Below are 15,723 nucleotides of genomic sequence, written 5' to 3' on the forward strand. Positions count from 1 at the left end.
CCACCATCGGTTGCACGATTTTTGCAGCCGGCAAGGAACAATCAGCGAGGCAGGCGGTTTGGCACGAAGAACTTACCTTCAACAGCATAGGCAGCGGTTTCGTGGGATCGAAGAAAGTTCGGATCGGAATAGTCGGCGTCGGCAACTGCGCCTCCTCCCTTGTTCAGGGCATCACCTATTACCGCGACGCAAGGAGCAATGAGCCCATACCCGGGCTGATGCATGCCGATCTTGGCGGCTATCATGTCAAGGACATCGAAGTGGTCTGCGCTTTCGACGTCGCCAAGGGCAAGGTCGGACGCGATGTGGCAGACGCGATCTACAGCGCGCCGAACAATACTTTCCGCTTTGCCGATGTGGCGGCTACCGGCGTTCGCGTCGAACGCGGGCCGACACTGGACGGCATCGGCAAATATCTGCGCGACGAGATCCAGGAGGCCGACGACCCCGTCGCCAACATCAGCAAGATCCTCGCCGAAAGCGGCGCCGAAATCCTGGTGTCCTATCTGCCTGTCGGTTCGGAGGAGGCAACGCGCTTTTATGCCGAGTGCGCGCTCGAGGCCGGCTGCGCCTTCGTCAACTGCATACCCGTCTTCATCGCCTCGCGGCCGGAGTGGCGCCGCCGCTTCGAGCAGCACGGCCTGCCGCTGATCGGCGACGACATCAAGAGCCAGGTCGGTGCGACGATCGTACATCGTCTGCTCGCCAACCTGTTCCGCGAGCGCGGCGTGCGTATCGATCGCACCTACCAGCTCAATTTCGGCGGCAACACCGACTTCCTCAACATGCTGGAGCGCGAGCGACTGGAATCGAAGAAGATCTCAAAGACGCAATCCGTCACCAGCCAGATCGACGTTCCCCTGGAGCCCGGCAACATTCACGTCGGGCCGAGCGACCATGTCCCGTGGCTGACCGATCGCAAGTGGGCCTATATCCGGGTCGAAGGCACGACCTTCGGCGGTGTGCCGCTGAATGCCGAGCTCAAGCTGGAAGTGTGGGATTCGCCCAATTCGGCCGGCGTCGTCATCGATGCGGTGCGTTGCGCCAAGCTGGCGCTCGACCGCGGTATCGCGGGCGCGCTGACCGGTCCCTGCAGCTATTTCATGAAATCGCCGCCCGAGCAGTTCACCGACGCGGAAGCCCGCCAGCGCACGCTCTCTTTCATCGCCGGCAAGGACGAGCCGATGCTCGATGCCGCGGAATGACGACGACGTTCTTTCTGGTGCGCCACGCCGCGCACGACAATGTCGGCTGTTATCTTGCCGGACGGATGGCCGGCGTTTGCCTCGGCGAAGCCGGCAAGGCACAGGCCTCGCATCTGGCAGACCGCATGGCACGCGAGGCGATAGCGGCAATCTTCTGCAGCCCGCGCGAACGCACGCAGGAGACTGCCAACCCGATCGCGCTCGCCTGCAATGCCGGTGAGATCGTGATCCGCGAGGAACTCGATGAGATCGACTTCGGCACCTGGTCGGGAAAGACCTTCGAAGAGCTGAACCAGGATGCCGACTGGCGAGTGTGGAACGACCAGCGTCAGCAGGCGAGAACACCGAGCGGCGAGACCATGCTGGACGTGCAGCAACGCGTCGTCTCATTGATCGAGCAGGTCCGCGGCACCTACCAGAACCAGGGCGTCGCACTTGTCAGCCATGCCGACGTCATCAAGGCCGCCGTGTGCAAGGTGCTCGGCCTGTCGCTGGGAAACTGCTTTCGCTTCGATATCGACCCAGCGTCGATCACCACGGTTGTTTGGGGGGACTGGGGGTCGAAGCTGATCAGACTCAACGAAGCTGCCTGACGAGGAATTGCCGGATGCGCATGGTCATTTTCGGTCTTACCGTGACATCGTCGTGGGGCAATGGGCACGCCACGCTGTGGCGCGGATTGATCCGGGCGATGGCCGGGCTGGGCTGGTCTATCACCTTCTTCGAACGCAACACTCCCTATTATGCCGGGACGCGCGACCTCGACCAATTGGATGGCGGCAACCTCGTCCTTTATCAGGATTGGGAGGACATCCAGCGCGTTGCCGAGCAGGCGATGAATGAGGCCGATGTGGTCATCGTCACCTCCTATTGCCCCGATGCCGTGAGCGCATCGCGCCTTGCCCACCAGGCCTGTCGCGGGCTGAAGGTGTTCTACGATCTGGATACGCCGGTGACACTGGCGCGGATCGAACAAGGTGAGCCTCCGGCCTATTTCGGGCCGGAAGGGCTTCGCGATTTCGATCTCGTGCTGAGCTACACGGGAGGCACCGCGATCGACGCATTGAAGTCGATGCTGGGTGCACGCCGCGTCATGCCGCTCTACGGCCATGTCGATCCAGAGCGACACCGGCCGGCTCCGCCCAGGCCGGAGTTTGCCGGCGACCTTTCCTATCTCGGGACCTATGCGGCAGACCGCCAGGTCGGGGTCGAGAGGCTGCTGGTCAGTCCGGCTGCGCGCCTGCCGGAGCGCCGCTTCATCATTGGCGGCGCACAATATCCGCAGGAATTCCCGTGGAGCGACAATATTTTCTTCGTCCGGCATCTGCCGCCGGCCGACCACCCCGCCTTCTTTTCATCATCACGGCTGACCCTGAACGTGACCCGCGAGGCGATGGCCGAAAGGGGCTGGTGTCCTTCCGGCCGGCTGTTCGAAGCCGCCGCTTGCGGTGCCGCGATGGTGAGCGACACATGGCCGGGACTGGAGGCCTTTTTCCGGCCCGGCGAAGAGATCGTCGTGGCGAACAGCACCGACGACGTGGTCGCCGCGCTCGACCTGTCCGACGCCGAGCTTAACGCTATCCGCCGCCGAGCGCGCGAGCGGGTGCTGGACGAACACACCTCGGCGCGGCGCGCGAAGGAATTCGACCGCATCCTGTCCGATGCACTGCACGGCTCCACGCATGGCGAGCCGTTGAAGGAGGCAGTTTGATGTTGGGCATCGTGCCCGCAGCCGGACGGGGAAGCCGCATCCAGCCGCTCGGCTTTTCGAAGGAGCTTCTGCCGGTCGGCAGCCGCATCGACGGCAACACCGAGCGGCCTTGCGCGGTCAGCGAATACCTGGTGCGCCGCATGGTGCGCGCGGGGGCCGACAAGATCTGCTTCGTCATCGGCTCGGGTAAGTCGGATATCCTCGAATATTATTCTGCCGGCTATGCCGACGCGACTGCGCTGTTTGTGGTGCAGCCCTCTCCGGTCGGCCTTTGCGACGCCATCTTCCGTGCCGCACCGCTCGTCACAGCCGATGAGACCGTTCTGGTCGGGTTGCCCGATACGATCTGGTTTCCCGAAGACGGCTTCCTGGCCCTCCCGGACGACGGCCTGTCCTTCCTGCTGTTTCCGGTGGACCAGCCGGAGTTCTTCGATGCCGTCGTTGTCGACCAGGACGACCGGGTGAAGCAAATCCAGGTCAAGCAGCAGAATGCCCAATCGAACTGGATCTGGGGTGCGTTCAAGATGCCCGGCCGCACCCTTCACCAGCTCGCCGCGCTGTGGCGGGAACGGGACCGGTGCGACGAATATATCGGCACGCTGGTCAATGCCTATCTCGCCGCCGGAGGCGATGCCTATGGCATCAAGGCTGGCACCGCCTATGTCGACGTCGGCACCTTCAACGGCTACCGCACCGCACTTCGCCTGCTTGAAAGCGCCGCCGGTACCAAGGACGACCAAGTCGCCATTACGCTGCCCGGCCACCAGCACGTCCCTGTCCTCGCAGGCGAAGGAGGCTAGCCATGCTGCATTCCGATGCCGAAATCCGCCGCCGTATCGATGCGCTCGGCCCATGGTTCCACAATATGGAACTGGCCGGCATCGAAACCGCTCCCGACCATTTCCTTGGCAACTATCCGCTGATCAAATGGCGCAAATTCGCGGACGCCATCCCCGCCGATCTTTCCGGCAAGGCGGTGCTCGACATAGGCTGCAATGCGGGTTTCTATTCGATCGAGATGAAACGCCGCGGCGCCGGCCGCGTGCTTGGCATCGATTTCGATGAGGCTTACCTGGCGCAGGCGCGCTTTGCCGCCGAGGTTGCGGACTGCGACATCGAATTCCGGCAGCTCTCGGTCTACGACGTTGGCGCCCTGCATGAGCGGTTCGACATCGTGCTGTTCATGGGCGTGCTCTACCATTTGCGCCATCCCTTGCTCGCTCTCGATCTGATCCGGGAGCACGTCGCCCGGGACCTGATGATCTTCCAGTCGATGCAGCGCGGCAGCACCAACGTGCCGGCGCTCGAGCAGAATTATCATTTCTGGACGCACGACCTGTTCGACCGGCCGGATTTCCCAAAGCTGCATTTCATCGAGCATCGTTACGCCGACGACCCGACCAACTGGTGGATTCCCAATCGCGCCTGCACCGAAGCCATGCTGCGCAGCGCCGGCTTCGAGATCGTCCTGCAACCGGAGCAGGAGGTCTATTTCTGCCGCACCGCCGACGTGCCGGCCGGTGGCGGCGTCGTCTACCCGTCGAAAGGACAAATAAATGATTGAAGCCGCGATGATCTGGAACGAGCCCAACAACAAATCCCACTGGGATCCCGAGCTCGACCCCGACTGGAGCCGCTTCGCCAACATGGCAACCCTGGTCGCCGACGCGATCGCGTCGGAGAATCCGGCCTTGACCAAGGTCCTTGGCGGCATCTCGCCGATCGATGCCGGTTTCATGACACGGATGAAGGAGTTCGACGTGCTCGATCATGTCGATGCTGTCGCCGTGCACGGTTTCCCGCTCGACTGGAACCTCTGGCAGATCCACGAATGGCCGCAGAAGATCGGCGAGATTTCGGCTGTCACCGATCTTCCGGTATGGGTCAGCGAGGTCGGCGTGTCGACCTTCGGCGCCGAGGAGGTACAGGTCTGGGGCCTGCGCCGGACCGCGGAATTGCTGATCGGCAACGCACCGCGCATCCAATGGTACAGCCTCTACGACCTGCCGCGCGAGTGGGAAGCGACGACGCGCCATCGCGAGGCGGAAGGCTCGTCTTACTACCGCCATTTCTACATGGGCCTGCTCCGCCAGGACGGCACGCCAAAGCCCGCGCTCGAGGAGTTCCTGCACCACACGCCGGCAATGGGACTGGTGCAGTGGTTCCATTTCGAAGATCACCGGCTGGACGACGCCGTTGCCTGGATGAAACGGCTCGGCGTCACCAATCTGCGCACCGGGCTTTCCTGGGCCGACAGCTTCAGGCCGAACGCACTTGACTGGTTCGACCGGCAGATGGAGGCTTTGGCCGACTTCGACGTGACGGTTACTTTCTGCTTCACGCCGGAACACCGCGGAATGATGCCGCACCACAGCAGTCCGCCGCTGGTGCCGGAGGAATTCGCCGACTTCTGCGCGGCAATGACGCGCCGATATGCCGGCAGCATCGCTGCCCCTTCGGTCGGCAGGCTGCGCGCCTCCGCAGCGTGAGGAGCTTCGGCTCTCCAGCCATGACGCTCACCGTCCTCAACGTCGCCTATCCCCTCGCCCCGGTCGGGCCGGATGCGGTCGGTGGTGCCGAGCAGGTGCTGTCGGTGCTCGACCAGGCGCTCGTACAGGCCGGACACCGCTCGATCGTGATCGGCTGCCAGGGCTCGAGCGCTGCGGGTGTCCTCATCGAGACGCCGGCCGAACCGGGCGTGCTCGATGAAGCGGCGAAGCGCCGGGCGCAGCGTGTTCATTGTGCCGCAATTGCTACCGCACGCGCTCGCTGGCCAATCGACGTGGTCCATTTGCACGGTATCGATTTCGATGCCTATCTGCCGGGCGACGGGCCGACATTGGTGACCTTGCATTTGCCGCTCGACTGGTATCCGGCCGACGCTCTCAATCCGGCGCGGGAGGATCTGTGGCTGCATGCGGTATCGGCGGCTCAGCAAAGAACCGCGCCGCCGGGAGCCAGGCTGATCGGGCCGATTCCCAACGGAGTGGACGTCGACGCGCTGAGCGAACCGCAGGCCAAACACGACTTTGCGCTCGTGCTCGGCCGCGTCTGCCCGGAAAAGGGCATCCATCTGGCGCTGGACGCAGCCAAGAAGGCCAGCGTGCCGCTGGTCATCGGTGGCAAGGTCTACCCCTATGAAACGCACACAGCGTATTTTCGCGACGAGGTCGAACCCCGGCTGGACGACCGGCGCCGCTTCCTTGGTCCGCTCGGCTTTGTCGCCAAGCGGCGCCTGCTGAATACAGCCCGCTGCCTAGTCATCCCGAGCCTTGCCGCGGAAACCAGTTCGCTCGTCGCCATGGAGGCGCTCGCCTGCGGCACCCCCGTGGTGGCCTTCCCGAATGGCGCACTGCCGGATGTGGTCGAGCACGGCAAGACCGGGTATCTGGTCGGGGATGTCGACGAGATGGCCGAAGCCATCGCTGCCGCACCCAGCCTGGACCCCGAGACCTGCCGGGCCGAGGCGCGGCGGCGCTTTTCACTCGACCGCATGATTTCCTCCTACATGGACGCCTATCGGGCGCTGGCACGGCTCGGCACAGACAGCGGGCAGCTCGCGACGGCAAAGCGAGCGCGACATGCTCCGCAGTGAGATTATCGACGATCCAGCGGACCTCGAAGCCCTCGAGCCGCACTGGTGGGAACTCTGGTCGCGCAGTTCCTCGGCGAGGCCGTTCCAGTCTCCCGCATGGTTGCTGCCATGGTGGCGGACATTTGCTCCCGGCGAGCTAGCGACGGTCGCCATCTGGCGTGGCGACGATCTGGTCGGCCTGGCGCCACTCTATCTGGAACGCCACGATGCCGGCGCGCGATTGCTTCCGCTCGGCATTTCGTTGAGCGACTATCTGGATGTCCTTTGTCTTCCCGAGATCGCCGAACCGGTCGGCGCAGTCATCGGTGGCGCCGTTCTTTCCGTCGGCTGGACACAGTGGATCTTGCAGGACCTGCCTCCCGGCGGCGCCGGCCTTGCCATCAGGCATGCCGCGCTCGAATCGTGCCAAGCCGTCGGTCACGCCGCTTGCCCGGTGCTCGCCCTCGCCGGCGACCAGACGCTTCAAGGCTGTGTTCCGGCGCGGCGGAGGCGCCAATTGCGCCGCGCCCACAGGGCCGCGTCGAGACGCGGCAGTGTCTCCATCGAACCCGCTTTGTCCGATCCGCAGACATTCCTCGACCATCTGATCCGCCTTCACCGCGCGCGCTGGGCCGGACACGGCGACGGCGTTCTGTCCGATTCCCGCGTGGAAGCATTCCACCGTCAGGCGCTGCCGCAGCTGGTCGCACAGGTGCTTGCCCGATGCTGGCTTATCACGATCGGTAACGCGATCGTGGGCGCCTATTACGGGTTCCATCATCGTGGCCGCGCTTGCGCTTATCTCGGTGGCTTCGATCCGGCCTATGCCGAGGAAAGTCCCGGCGCGCTGCTCATCGGCCAAGCGATAAGGCAGGCGATCTGCGAAGGCGCGGAAGAGTTCGATTTTCTGCGCGGACAAGAGGCCTACAAGTACAGCTGGGGCGCCGTAGACCGGTGGACGATGCGCAAGATCTGGACGCGGAGCAAAGGGCGATGAGCGCGACCCAGCCGGAATCTCGGCGGTCGACATCAGCAAGGCGGGTGCTGGAGGATTGCATGGCAGACGGTGCCGGCGTCGAAGCCGTCATCGCAAGGCTGGCTCTCCGTTTCGAGACAGGAATCGATGCTGCAGAATTGGCGAAGATTGCGCAAAACACGCACTCGGCTGACCCGCGAAACACGGCAAAACTGCAACGGATTGCCGACCTGCTGCGGCGCAGGCCCGAGATCTTCGCCACGCTGCGCAAAACAGGTGGTGCCGTTCGGCACGAGCGTGGCGAGGACGAGACCGACGATGCGGTCGTCAAGCGGCTGGCGGCCGGGTTTGACGCGGCGGCGGCGATCTCCCCGGCGGCGAGCGTGCAGCTGTCATCGCTGGGCAATGAGGAAAAGCTCTCTGCCGCTACGGCTGAGATCGTTGCATGGCTGGAGAGGCGAGGCTTTACCGGCACTGACCGCGACACACTGGATATCGGCTGTGGTATCGGTCGGTTCGAACAGGCGCTCTCCGCTCTGTCGCACCGGATCGTGGGCAGCGATATATCCCCAGCGATGATCTCGATCGCCCGCCGGCGATGCGCCGGGCTCGGCAATGTAGAATTCCGCCCTGCGCGCGGTTTCGATCTTGCCGATTTTTGCGATGCCAGCTTCGACCGCGTGCTGGCCGTCGACAGCTTTCCCTATCTGGTGCTGGCCGGCCTTGCGGAGCGACATTTCGTGGAAATCGCGCGCGTGCTGAAGAGGCCGGGCATGGCCGCGCTTTTGAATTATTCATATCGCGGATCGCCGGCGCTGGATCGCGCCGATGTCCATAACTTCGCCAACGCAAATGGCATGCAAGTCCTCGTCGACGGCGAAAAGCCTTTCCGGCACTGGGACGGCGATGCCTTCCTGCTTACGATTTCCAGCGGAACATTGCGGCCCAACTATGGTTCGGATGCCGAACGGGAAAAGCCGCTATTCGACAGTATGAAGGAGAACAAGATGGCGTCCGGCAGCAAGAAGCACATCGGTCGCGGCAGTCACGGCAAAGGCGCTGGCGCTGGCGCGATGACCGATCTTCCCAAGGACAAGATCGGAGAGAACGCCGTTCTGTCCAACAGAGACAAGAAGCAGCACACCAAGGAGCGTGGGCTCGACGGCAATCGGGTCAAGTCCGAGCAGTACCAGGATCATTCAGCGGATCGGCGGCCTGAAGACTGATCGTTGCGCCAGCATATGGCTTGCAGCCGGCGAGCAATTGAAACGCAGCGAGAGCCCAACCGCTGACGAAGCTGTGCAAGGACCGAAGCCGGTCGCATGGATGGCCTGCAAATTCTTGCAAACTCGCACTGTTGCCACCAGAGTGAGCTGAAGGAACCAACATTTGCCAAGAGAACGCGATGTCTCGCTCAAGGGAAGATTCCGTCAGCACGCGTGCCGATCTGACCATAGACCGGGAAATCGCTTCCTTGCTTGCGGCCATCGAACAGGAAAGGGTTCCTGACCGGCTGACCAAACTTGCGATCGAATTGCAGCATGCGCTTGTCGAAAGGCGCTTGCGCGAAAGCAGTAATTAGCGTGACATGTATATTAGCGGCGCCTCTCGGCTTCGAAGTCCAGTCGTCCTTCGGACAGATAGCTGCGCCTTTCCATCAGGGTCTGCGAGGAACTTTCGCCAAGGTATTCCAGCACGCCGGCGCGTGCCCTGTTGAGCCGGCTCTTCACGGTTCCCACCGCGCAACCGCATATTTCGGCCGTTTCCTCATAGCTGATGCCCAGAACGCCTATCAACATCAGAACCTCGCGCTGGTGCTCGGGAAGACTCTGGATGGCCTGGTGGACCTCCTTGCCCTGTACGGACCATTCCTGCGTCGCTTCCGAGATCGGCCGCAGCGAAGCGCAGTCGAGCAGGCCGGGCGCTTCCCTCACCGCGGCCCTGACACGCGTGTAGTAGGTGTTGCGCATGATCGTGAAGAGCCATGACTTCATGCGCGTTCCAGCTTCGAACTTGTCAATGTTGGCCAAGCCCTTGGTCAGCGTCTCCTGGACCAGGTCGTCGGCATCATCGGGAGTGCGGCAGAAGGTGCGGGCGAAAGCCCTCAAAGCGGGTATGAGGTCGACGATGGAAACTTCTTCGGTTTCGCGAGTCGCCAAGGCGTAGGCTGTAGGTGGCAATGGTCCAGCTCCCGTCCAGAATGAGTTCGTGAGCGCAGACCAGTTAAATGCATTGGGCGAAAGATCGTTCCGGCTGGCGAAAATCACCCGGTCCAGGAACCGGAGCGGCTTGGCTGGGCAATCCCGGCCGACGGCGATATTTTTGACGGAACAACCGTCGGGATCGCGGAGTTGGAATCTAAGCCGTCCGAAAATCCGGGGCGCCGCCATTGGCGTGTCGAAACGCGATTTTCGCAGCGAGCCTGGGCCGCCACCTCAAGGACAGTCCGCCACCTCAAAACAGGAGGAACCCATGACAGGAAACAAGCACGCCAAAGGCAAAACGCCGGCCGATAGCGACCTTGCCAACGATCCCGGCATCGGCAGTTCCAAGGGCACGATCAAGGAGGGCGACCGGCTCGATCAGGGCGACAACACGTTCGAAGGCGATGTCGAGAACGACACCACGCCTCAAGGCGGTATCAATCCCCGGCAAAAGATGCGGACCAACAAATGACGCCAGCATCGGCCGGCGCACGATCGAACAAACCCGCTGCAACCCGTGCAGCAATCCCGCGTTAAAGAGCATGGGCCTCGCGTCCGCCCAGCGTTGATGCGACAGGCTCTTTCGCGGAGACACAGATGACAAAAAAATCGTTTGGCCGCCCCGTTCCAATTCTCGTCGGCCTTGGTTTCCCTCGCTATGTCGAAAATATCTGGCAGGCCTATGACGTCTTAAACGAATGGCCGAGCCGCGGTCCGGCGCACAAGGCGGCGTTCGACGCCTGTCGCGCCGGGCTGGCTGACGAGGTCGACGTCGAGACGGTGCGCGCGGCGTTCGATTCATTCGCCCGCAAGGCGGGCATTCTGGCCTACGATATCGCCGCCGAAATACCAGCAGGCACCAATCCCACTGCGGTTCGCGACGTCGGCTAAAATGCCCAGCAGGCCATGTGACCCGCTGAGGCTAATTTATATCAAGGGTGGTTAAATCGGGAGGACCGCCATGCTGGAGATAAAGTTCGATGCTCCGGTTTGCATCTACTTCGGCAAGCCGGGACGATCGCGAATGGTCAGCTCCGTTTTCGAGGCTTCTTACTGCCTCAAAAGCGAGAAATGGCCTGCCCGCAATGCCCCGTTGTCGCTGATGGCGGGAGATGCACTGGATGGCGCCCAGATCGGCCAGATTACGGCAGCGGAAGCCCGCGAAGCATTTATCGACGCGGCTTTGGAAGCGAAGATTCTTGTCGAAGGCGAGCCGCATGACACACATGCCCGGACAGCCTTCATGCCGGACGGCGGGTGAACCGGCAGGCTGCTTCCCCGCAGAGCCGTTTATCACGAATGGCTGGCTTCCTCGGCCTTTTTCTCCCGCTGCTGCCTGAGGACCTCGTCGGTTCCGACCAGCTTCTTCGATCCGCCGGGGATCGCGGTGGAAACAACAGCCGGCGGGTCGCTTGCGGGGAAAGAATCCTCCAGACCCGCCTGCAGCTGGTCTTCCAGCGTCTGCGGCTCTTCCGAGCGGCCAGGGGTCCTTCGGGTGTCTACATTCTCCAGCGGCTGTGTCATGTCCGGTGAAGACCTGACCTCTCGAATCCAGCCATAGAGCTGTTCGATGGCAAATTCCTTCATCGTGTCGAAATCGGCCTTTTCGTCACGCGATGCCTCGATTTGGTCAACCATGGTCTTCTCGAACCGTTCGAGGCTCTCGCTTCCACACGCTCGGCAGAGACGCACCAGCGCCTCGCGCAGTATGAGCGGCGCAAAGTGCGCTGTCGCCTCAAGCCTGAGCTGCTGCAAACGCTCCGGGGTAGCGGCTTGGAACTTCGACATGTTCGACCTCTCGCCTTGTGGAGCATGTCAACGAAAATTGTCGGCGGATGTTCCATCGGCGGCCGCTGCATCGCTCGATCCTCAGCGGTGCGCGCCACCACCGACTGCCATGCGGATTACCGAGACCGACGACGAAGCAGCTGTGCCGGATGACCGTCCCGGCCGCCCGCTATGTAGAACCCATGCGGCTACTTCGGCCCGGATTCGCCAGATGCCTTGGTGCCATCGTTGGACCTGCCGGCATTTCGCATCATCTTGAGTGCTTCGTCCCTGGTCAGGCCGCACCTGCGGGCAAAGAAATTGACCTCATAGGCCTGCTCGGCCGACAGGCCGTCTTTGGCATGCACTCTGCGCTTGTGTTTGCGTCCGCTCATCGAGGCTCGGTCCCGGATACGTTAGTCCTCCCGAACTCACATCGGATCAGCCGGTTCCCACTGCCGGACCAATCTGCTTTCCGCAGGTTCTCTCACGCGCTTTCTGGCCGGCCCACCCTGTCCTTGAGTTCGTTCAGGAATGCGAGCAGCGCGTCCTCAGGATCGTCGGCCGCTTCGGTCAGCATATCGATGCCCCAGCGGCCGAGGACAGCCTCCTGGACGATGCTCGGCTGCGACATGAAGATGAAGGATTTCGGGCGATTCTTGTCATAGCCGGAGCGGCGCCAGGTCTGCCAAAGCCGGTGCAGCAGCAGACGGATGTTCATGTCGGACATGCTGTAGCCGATGAACAGGATGGTGCGCCCGAGCGCGTCGGCCCGAAATTTCACGTCGAGCGGCGAATCGAAGGATAGCCGGTCGAAATAGTCGGTCTCCGCCAGGACCAAAGATTTGTCGTCGTCGAAATCGCCGTGGAATTTGATGATCTGCGTCACCTCGCCAGTGGCCTTTGGCAAATCCTTCGCATTGGCGACTTTGACAAAGGGCCGGCTATGGATCTCGAAGGCAACTTCGAGATTTCGGTCGTAGTTTGTCGTGTAGATGATCGGAAAATCGAGCGACACGATGAGCTTGTGGATCGCCGAGCCCTGCACTTTCTCCCGCGAGACGCTCCATTCACGATCCATCCAGCTGCGCAAAGGGCCGAGGCTCCCCTGCTTCAGCCGGTAGTATTCGGCAAGCGCCTGATAGCTGGCCTCCGGCGCACCGATCGTATCCTCGTCCAGACCGAGCTCTTTTTGCATGTGTTCGATGAGCTTTTGCCAGGACGGCAAGCCGACGCTCATCGACACCCCGGCTCCAACGAACAAGATCGCTCGCCGCTCTTTTACCGATTGAGCCAGTTGCTCGACTGCAGACAGCATTCGACACAACTGCGAAAAGCGCCGCTCCGTTCCAGCCGAACCCGGACCACCGGGAATAGATTTACTTCCGACTTGAGTGCTAACATTCGGATCGGCTGTCCCGAGCGCCCGGCCGCCGACTTTGGCCAACCGAATCCGACATTTATTTCGTTGCATTTGGCACTTCTGCGCCGCTCACGCGTTGGAGAGTGTTCAACAAACACGGCGCAGCTGCAGCTAATGGAGCTCTGCGCCAACGTCGGCAAACTCGACAGCCAATGAGGCAAGCGCGACTGGTGGCGGCGAAAAATAGGGTGCCTGGCAAAAGGGGAAAGAGGCCATTGGCTGCGATGCTGGGATGGACGCTGCTGGCAGGCTTCGCGCTGACTACCGCGGCGGTTGCTCAGTCAACGTCAAGCTTTGCGATAAATCCGCCTGCCGCAGCTGCTCCGCCCGACGACGGCCAATGGGCGATGCCGGCAAAGAACTACGCCTCGACCCGCTACAGCGAACTTGCGGAGATCACCGAGGACAACGTCAAGAACCTGCAGGTGGCCTTCACCTTCTCGACCGGCGTCAACAAGGGCCAGGAGGCCGCGCCCCTGGTCGTCGGCAACACGATGTACATCGTGACGCCCTTCCCCAACATCCTCTATGCGCTTGACCTTACCAAGCCCGGCGCGCCGATGAAGTGGAAATTCGAGCCCAACCCCGAGCCCGCCGCGCAGGGAGTTGCCTGTTGCGACGTGGTCAACCGCGGTGCAGCCTTCTTCGAAGGGCGCATCTATTTCAACACGCTCGATGGCCATGCCATCGCCGTCGATGCGGCCACCGGCAAACCGGTCTGGAACACCCATATCGGCAACATCAATATCGGCGAGACCATCACCATGGCGCCGCTGGTGGTGAAGGGCAAAGTTCTGGTCGGCAATTCCGGCGGCGAAATGGGCGTACGCGGCTGGATCAAGGCGCTCGACGCCAGCGACGGGCACGTCGTCTGGACGGCCTACAATACCGGCCCGGACGCCGAGGTGCTGATCGGCCCCGATTTCAAGCCGCATTACGACATGGACAAGGGCAAGGATCTCGGCGTGACGTCGTGGCCGCCCGACGCCTGGAAGATCGGCGGCGGCAATGTGTGGGGCTGGATCTCCTATGACCCGGACCTAAACCTGATCTTCCATGGCACCGGAAATCCCGGTCCGTGGAATCCGGATCTGCGGCCCGGCGACAACAAATGGACCGCCGGAATCTTTGCCCGCGATCCCGACACCGGCGCAGCCAAATGGTTCTATCAATGGACCCCGCACGATTTGCACGACTACGACGGCATCAACGAACAGGTGCTGCTCGACATGACCTGGCAGGGCAAGCCCCGCAAGGTGCTGGTCCGACCGGAACGCAACGGCTACGTCTATCTGTTGGATCGCACCACAGGCGAGGTCCTGTCGGCAGTCCCCTTCGGGCCAGTCAATTCCAGCACGGGCGTCGACCTCAAGACCGGCCGGCTGATTGTAAATCCGGACAAGAAGACCGGCACCGGCAAGGTCGTGCGCGACATCTGCCCGACCGCATCGGGCCTCAAGGACTGGCAGCCTTCGGCATTCTCGCCCAAGACCGGTCTGCTCTACATCCCGCACAACAATCTCTGCATGGATGAAGAGGGCGTCGAGGTGAATTACATCGCCGGCACGCCCTATGTCGGCATGAACGTGCGCATGATCCCCGGGCCGGGCGGCAATCGCGGTGCTTTCACCGCCTGGGATGTCGCCGCCGCCAAGCCGGCGTGGAGCCTGAAGGAGAACTTTCCGGTGTGGAGCGGCGCCGTCGCCACCGCCGGCAACATCGTGTTCTATGGCACTATGGAAGGCTGGTTCAAGGCGGTCAGCGCCAGGACCGGCGAACTGCTGTGGCAGTTCAAAACGTCGTCCGGCATCATCGGCCAGCCGGTCACCTATCGCGGCCCGGACGGGCACCAATATGTCGCGATTCTTTCGGGCGTCGGCGGCTGGGCCGGCGCGATCGTATCCGGCGATCTCGATCCGCGCGACGCCACCGCCGCGCTCGGCTTCGTCAACGTCATGAAGGATCTGAAGGATGTAACCACGCCGGGAGGTACACTGTATGTGTTCCGGCTCCCTTGAGACGACCGGCCGAGTTGCGCGCGCACGGAGAAAATCTTCCCGGCGGGTTGGCGCCGCGGTCGGCGCACTGGCGCTCTCGCTCGTCGCCGCCGTTGCCGATGCGCGCGAATTGAGGATCTGCGCTGATCCCAACAACATGCCGTTCTCCAATGCCGCCAGGCAAGGCTTTGAAAACAAGATCGCCGAACTCGTCGCGACGGAGCTTGGCGCGACTGTTTCCTACACATGGTGGGCACAGCGCCGTGGCTTCGTCCGCAACACGCTGAAGGCCGGGCTATGCGATCTGGTGCCCGGCGCGCCCGCCAATCTTGAGATGCTGCGCACCACCGCGCCCTACTACCGGTCTTCCTATGTGTTCGTGACACGCAAGGATGCGCCGGAAATCACGTCCTTCAACGATCCTCGCCTGCGCGATCTGCACATCGGCGTCCAGCTGATCGGCGACGATGGCGCCAACTCGCCCCCCGTCCAGGCGCTTGGCCGTCGTGGCATCGTCGGCCATCTCATCGGTTTCCCCGTCTATGGGGACTATTCGGCGCCGAACCCGCCAGCGCGCATCATTGAGGCGGTCGCGAATGGCGACATCGATATGGCCGTCGTCTGGGGACCGTTGGCCGGCTACTTTGCATCCAGGCAGAAGGTGGCGCTGCGGATCACGCCGGTTTCGCCGCGCGTGGACGGCCCGCAACTGCCGATGATCTTCGACATCTCGATGGGAGTGCGCCGTGGCGACGATACGCTGCGCAGCGAGGTGAACGCCGCCCTGACCAGACGCCGCGCCGAGATCGACGCGATCCTGGCGACCTACCAGGTGCCCCGCCTCGATCCTGTCGGAGCGCCTTGAA

Annotated in this window: 19 protein-coding genes and 1 pseudogene; 15 read left to right on the plus strand and 5 right to left on the minus strand. The window is 62.6% G+C overall.

Annotated features, from left to right (window positions below; genetic code table 11):
- The first annotated feature begins 101 nt into the window (after positions 1 to 101).
- The 10 genes and pseudogenes from NKJ20_RS10655 to NKJ20_RS10700 all read left to right on the plus strand — a co-directional run bounded on the left by NKJ20_RS10655 (position 102) and on the right by NKJ20_RS10700 (position 8,692).
- Entirely contained in the window at positions 102 to 1,205 is a 1,104-nt protein-coding gene (locus NKJ20_RS10655) for an inositol-3-phosphate synthase (RefSeq protein ID WP_352451533.1), read from the plus strand.
- On the plus strand, positions 1,202 to 1,798 hold the full coding sequence (locus tag NKJ20_RS10660) for a histidine phosphatase family protein (protein WP_352743960.1): 597 nt from the start codon (positions 1,202 to 1,204) through the stop codon (positions 1,796 to 1,798). The genes NKJ20_RS10655 and NKJ20_RS10660 overlap by 4 nt, the downstream gene beginning before the upstream one ends.
- A 14-nt stretch (positions 1,799 to 1,812) precedes the next feature.
- Complete coding sequence (locus tag NKJ20_RS10665) at positions 1,813 to 2,916, plus strand: CgeB family protein (RefSeq protein ID WP_352451531.1); 1,104 nt, start codon at positions 1,813 to 1,815, stop codon at positions 2,914 to 2,916.
- Positions 2,916 to 3,716 carry a nucleotidyltransferase family protein gene (locus tag NKJ20_RS10670; RefSeq protein ID WP_352593695.1) on the plus strand — a complete coding sequence of 267 codons (801 nt, stop codon included), beginning with the start codon at positions 2,916 to 2,918 and terminating at the stop codon, positions 3,714 to 3,716. Before NKJ20_RS10665 ends, NKJ20_RS10670 begins: the two co-directional genes overlap by 1 nt.
- A gap of 2 nt (positions 3,717 to 3,718) precedes the next feature.
- Complete coding sequence (locus NKJ20_RS10675) at positions 3,719 to 4,480, plus strand: TIGR04290 family methyltransferase (protein ID WP_023676138.1); 762 nt, start codon at positions 3,719 to 3,721, stop codon at positions 4,478 to 4,480.
- Positions 4,473 to 5,405, plus strand: a complete 933-nt coding sequence (locus NKJ20_RS10680) for a glycoside hydrolase 5 family protein (RefSeq protein ID WP_023676139.1) — start codon at positions 4,473 to 4,475, stop codon at positions 5,403 to 5,405. The genes NKJ20_RS10675 and NKJ20_RS10680 overlap by 8 nt, the downstream gene beginning before the upstream one ends.
- Before the next feature lie 20 nt (positions 5,406 to 5,425).
- Entirely contained in the window at positions 5,426 to 6,511 is a 1,086-nt protein-coding gene (locus NKJ20_RS10685; protein WP_352743963.1) for a glycosyltransferase family 4 protein, read from the plus strand.
- Positions 6,498 to 7,487, plus strand: a complete 990-nt coding sequence (locus NKJ20_RS10690) for a GNAT family N-acetyltransferase (RefSeq protein ID WP_352743964.1) — start codon at positions 6,498 to 6,500, stop codon at positions 7,485 to 7,487. Before NKJ20_RS10685 ends, NKJ20_RS10690 begins: the two co-directional genes overlap by 14 nt.
- Positions 7,488 to 7,546: 59 nt before the next feature.
- Positions 7,547 to 8,248: pseudogene (locus tag NKJ20_RS10695) on the plus strand (class I SAM-dependent methyltransferase); the annotation flags it as partial.
- A 225-nt stretch (positions 8,249 to 8,473) separates the two neighbouring features.
- Positions 8,474 to 8,692, plus strand: coding sequence for a hypothetical protein (locus NKJ20_RS10700; protein ID WP_023676213.1), 219 nt, complete (start codon positions 8,474 to 8,476; stop codon positions 8,690 to 8,692).
- A gap of 188 nt (positions 8,693 to 8,880) precedes the next feature.
- On the opposite strand, the gene NKJ20_RS10705 is transcribed toward NKJ20_RS10700, so the two are convergent.
- Both NKJ20_RS10705 and NKJ20_RS10710 read right to left on the minus strand, forming a co-directional pair.
- Positions 8,881 to 9,009, minus strand: coding sequence for a hypothetical protein (locus NKJ20_RS10705; RefSeq protein ID WP_352743966.1), 129 nt, complete (start codon positions 9,007 to 9,009; stop codon positions 8,881 to 8,883).
- A 52-nt stretch (positions 9,010 to 9,061) separates the two neighbouring features.
- The gene (locus NKJ20_RS10710) at positions 9,062 to 9,625 is read right to left on the minus strand and encodes a sigma-70 family RNA polymerase sigma factor (protein WP_352744051.1); all 564 of its coding nucleotides are present in this window, start codon (positions 9,623 to 9,625) and stop codon (positions 9,062 to 9,064) included.
- 313 nt (positions 9,626 to 9,938) lie between these two features.
- Here NKJ20_RS10710 and NKJ20_RS10715 point away from each other — a divergent pair, with 313 nt between their 5' ends.
- From NKJ20_RS10715 to NKJ20_RS10725, 3 genes are all read left to right on the plus strand, one after another.
- Positions 9,939 to 10,142: a hypothetical protein gene (locus NKJ20_RS10715; RefSeq protein ID WP_023676144.1), complete on the plus strand. Its 204-nt coding sequence runs from the start codon at positions 9,939 to 9,941 to the stop codon at positions 10,140 to 10,142.
- Positions 10,143 to 10,267: 125 nt separating this feature from the next.
- Positions 10,268 to 10,561, plus strand: coding sequence for a DUF982 domain-containing protein (locus tag NKJ20_RS10720; RefSeq protein WP_352743967.1), 294 nt, complete (start codon positions 10,268 to 10,270; stop codon positions 10,559 to 10,561).
- Positions 10,562 to 10,631: 70 nt separating this feature from the next.
- Entirely contained in the window at positions 10,632 to 10,931 is a 300-nt protein-coding gene (locus tag NKJ20_RS10725; protein ID WP_023676146.1) for a DUF982 domain-containing protein, read from the plus strand.
- 32 nt (positions 10,932 to 10,963) lie between these two features.
- Here the strand turns inward: NKJ20_RS10725 and NKJ20_RS10730 are convergent, their stop codons facing one another.
- The 3 genes from NKJ20_RS10730 to NKJ20_RS10740 form a co-directional block, all read right to left on the minus strand.
- Positions 10,964 to 11,458: a hypothetical protein gene (locus NKJ20_RS10730; RefSeq protein ID WP_023676147.1), complete on the minus strand. Its 495-nt coding sequence runs from the start codon at positions 11,456 to 11,458 to the stop codon at positions 10,964 to 10,966.
- Between the two features lie 188 nt (positions 11,459 to 11,646).
- Complete coding sequence (locus NKJ20_RS10735; RefSeq protein WP_352451523.1) at positions 11,647 to 11,832, minus strand: hypothetical protein; 186 nt, start codon at positions 11,830 to 11,832, stop codon at positions 11,647 to 11,649.
- Between the two features lie 92 nt (positions 11,833 to 11,924).
- A complete protein-coding gene (locus tag NKJ20_RS10740; RefSeq protein ID WP_502894793.1) occupies positions 11,925 to 12,755 on the minus strand; it encodes an SIR2 family NAD-dependent protein deacylase in 831 nt (276 codons plus the stop codon).
- 329 nt (positions 12,756 to 13,084) lie between these two features.
- Here NKJ20_RS10740 and NKJ20_RS10745 point away from each other — a divergent pair, with 329 nt between their 5' ends.
- Positions 13,085 to 14,878 (plus strand): methanol/ethanol family PQQ-dependent dehydrogenase, encoded by a 1,794-nt coding sequence (locus NKJ20_RS10745; protein ID WP_352744053.1) that lies wholly within the window; start codon positions 13,085 to 13,087, stop codon positions 14,876 to 14,878.
- Positions 14,859 to 15,722 (plus strand): substrate-binding domain-containing protein, encoded by an 864-nt coding sequence (locus NKJ20_RS10750; protein WP_352451521.1) that lies wholly within the window; start codon positions 14,859 to 14,861, stop codon positions 15,720 to 15,722. Before NKJ20_RS10745 ends, NKJ20_RS10750 begins: the two co-directional genes overlap by 20 nt.
- Position 15,723: the final 1 nt, after the last annotated feature.

Origin of the sequence: Mesorhizobium sp. M0185 (assembly GCF_040322175.1) — a bacterium.
Lineage (GTDB): Bacteria > Pseudomonadota > Alphaproteobacteria > Rhizobiales > Rhizobiaceae > Mesorhizobium.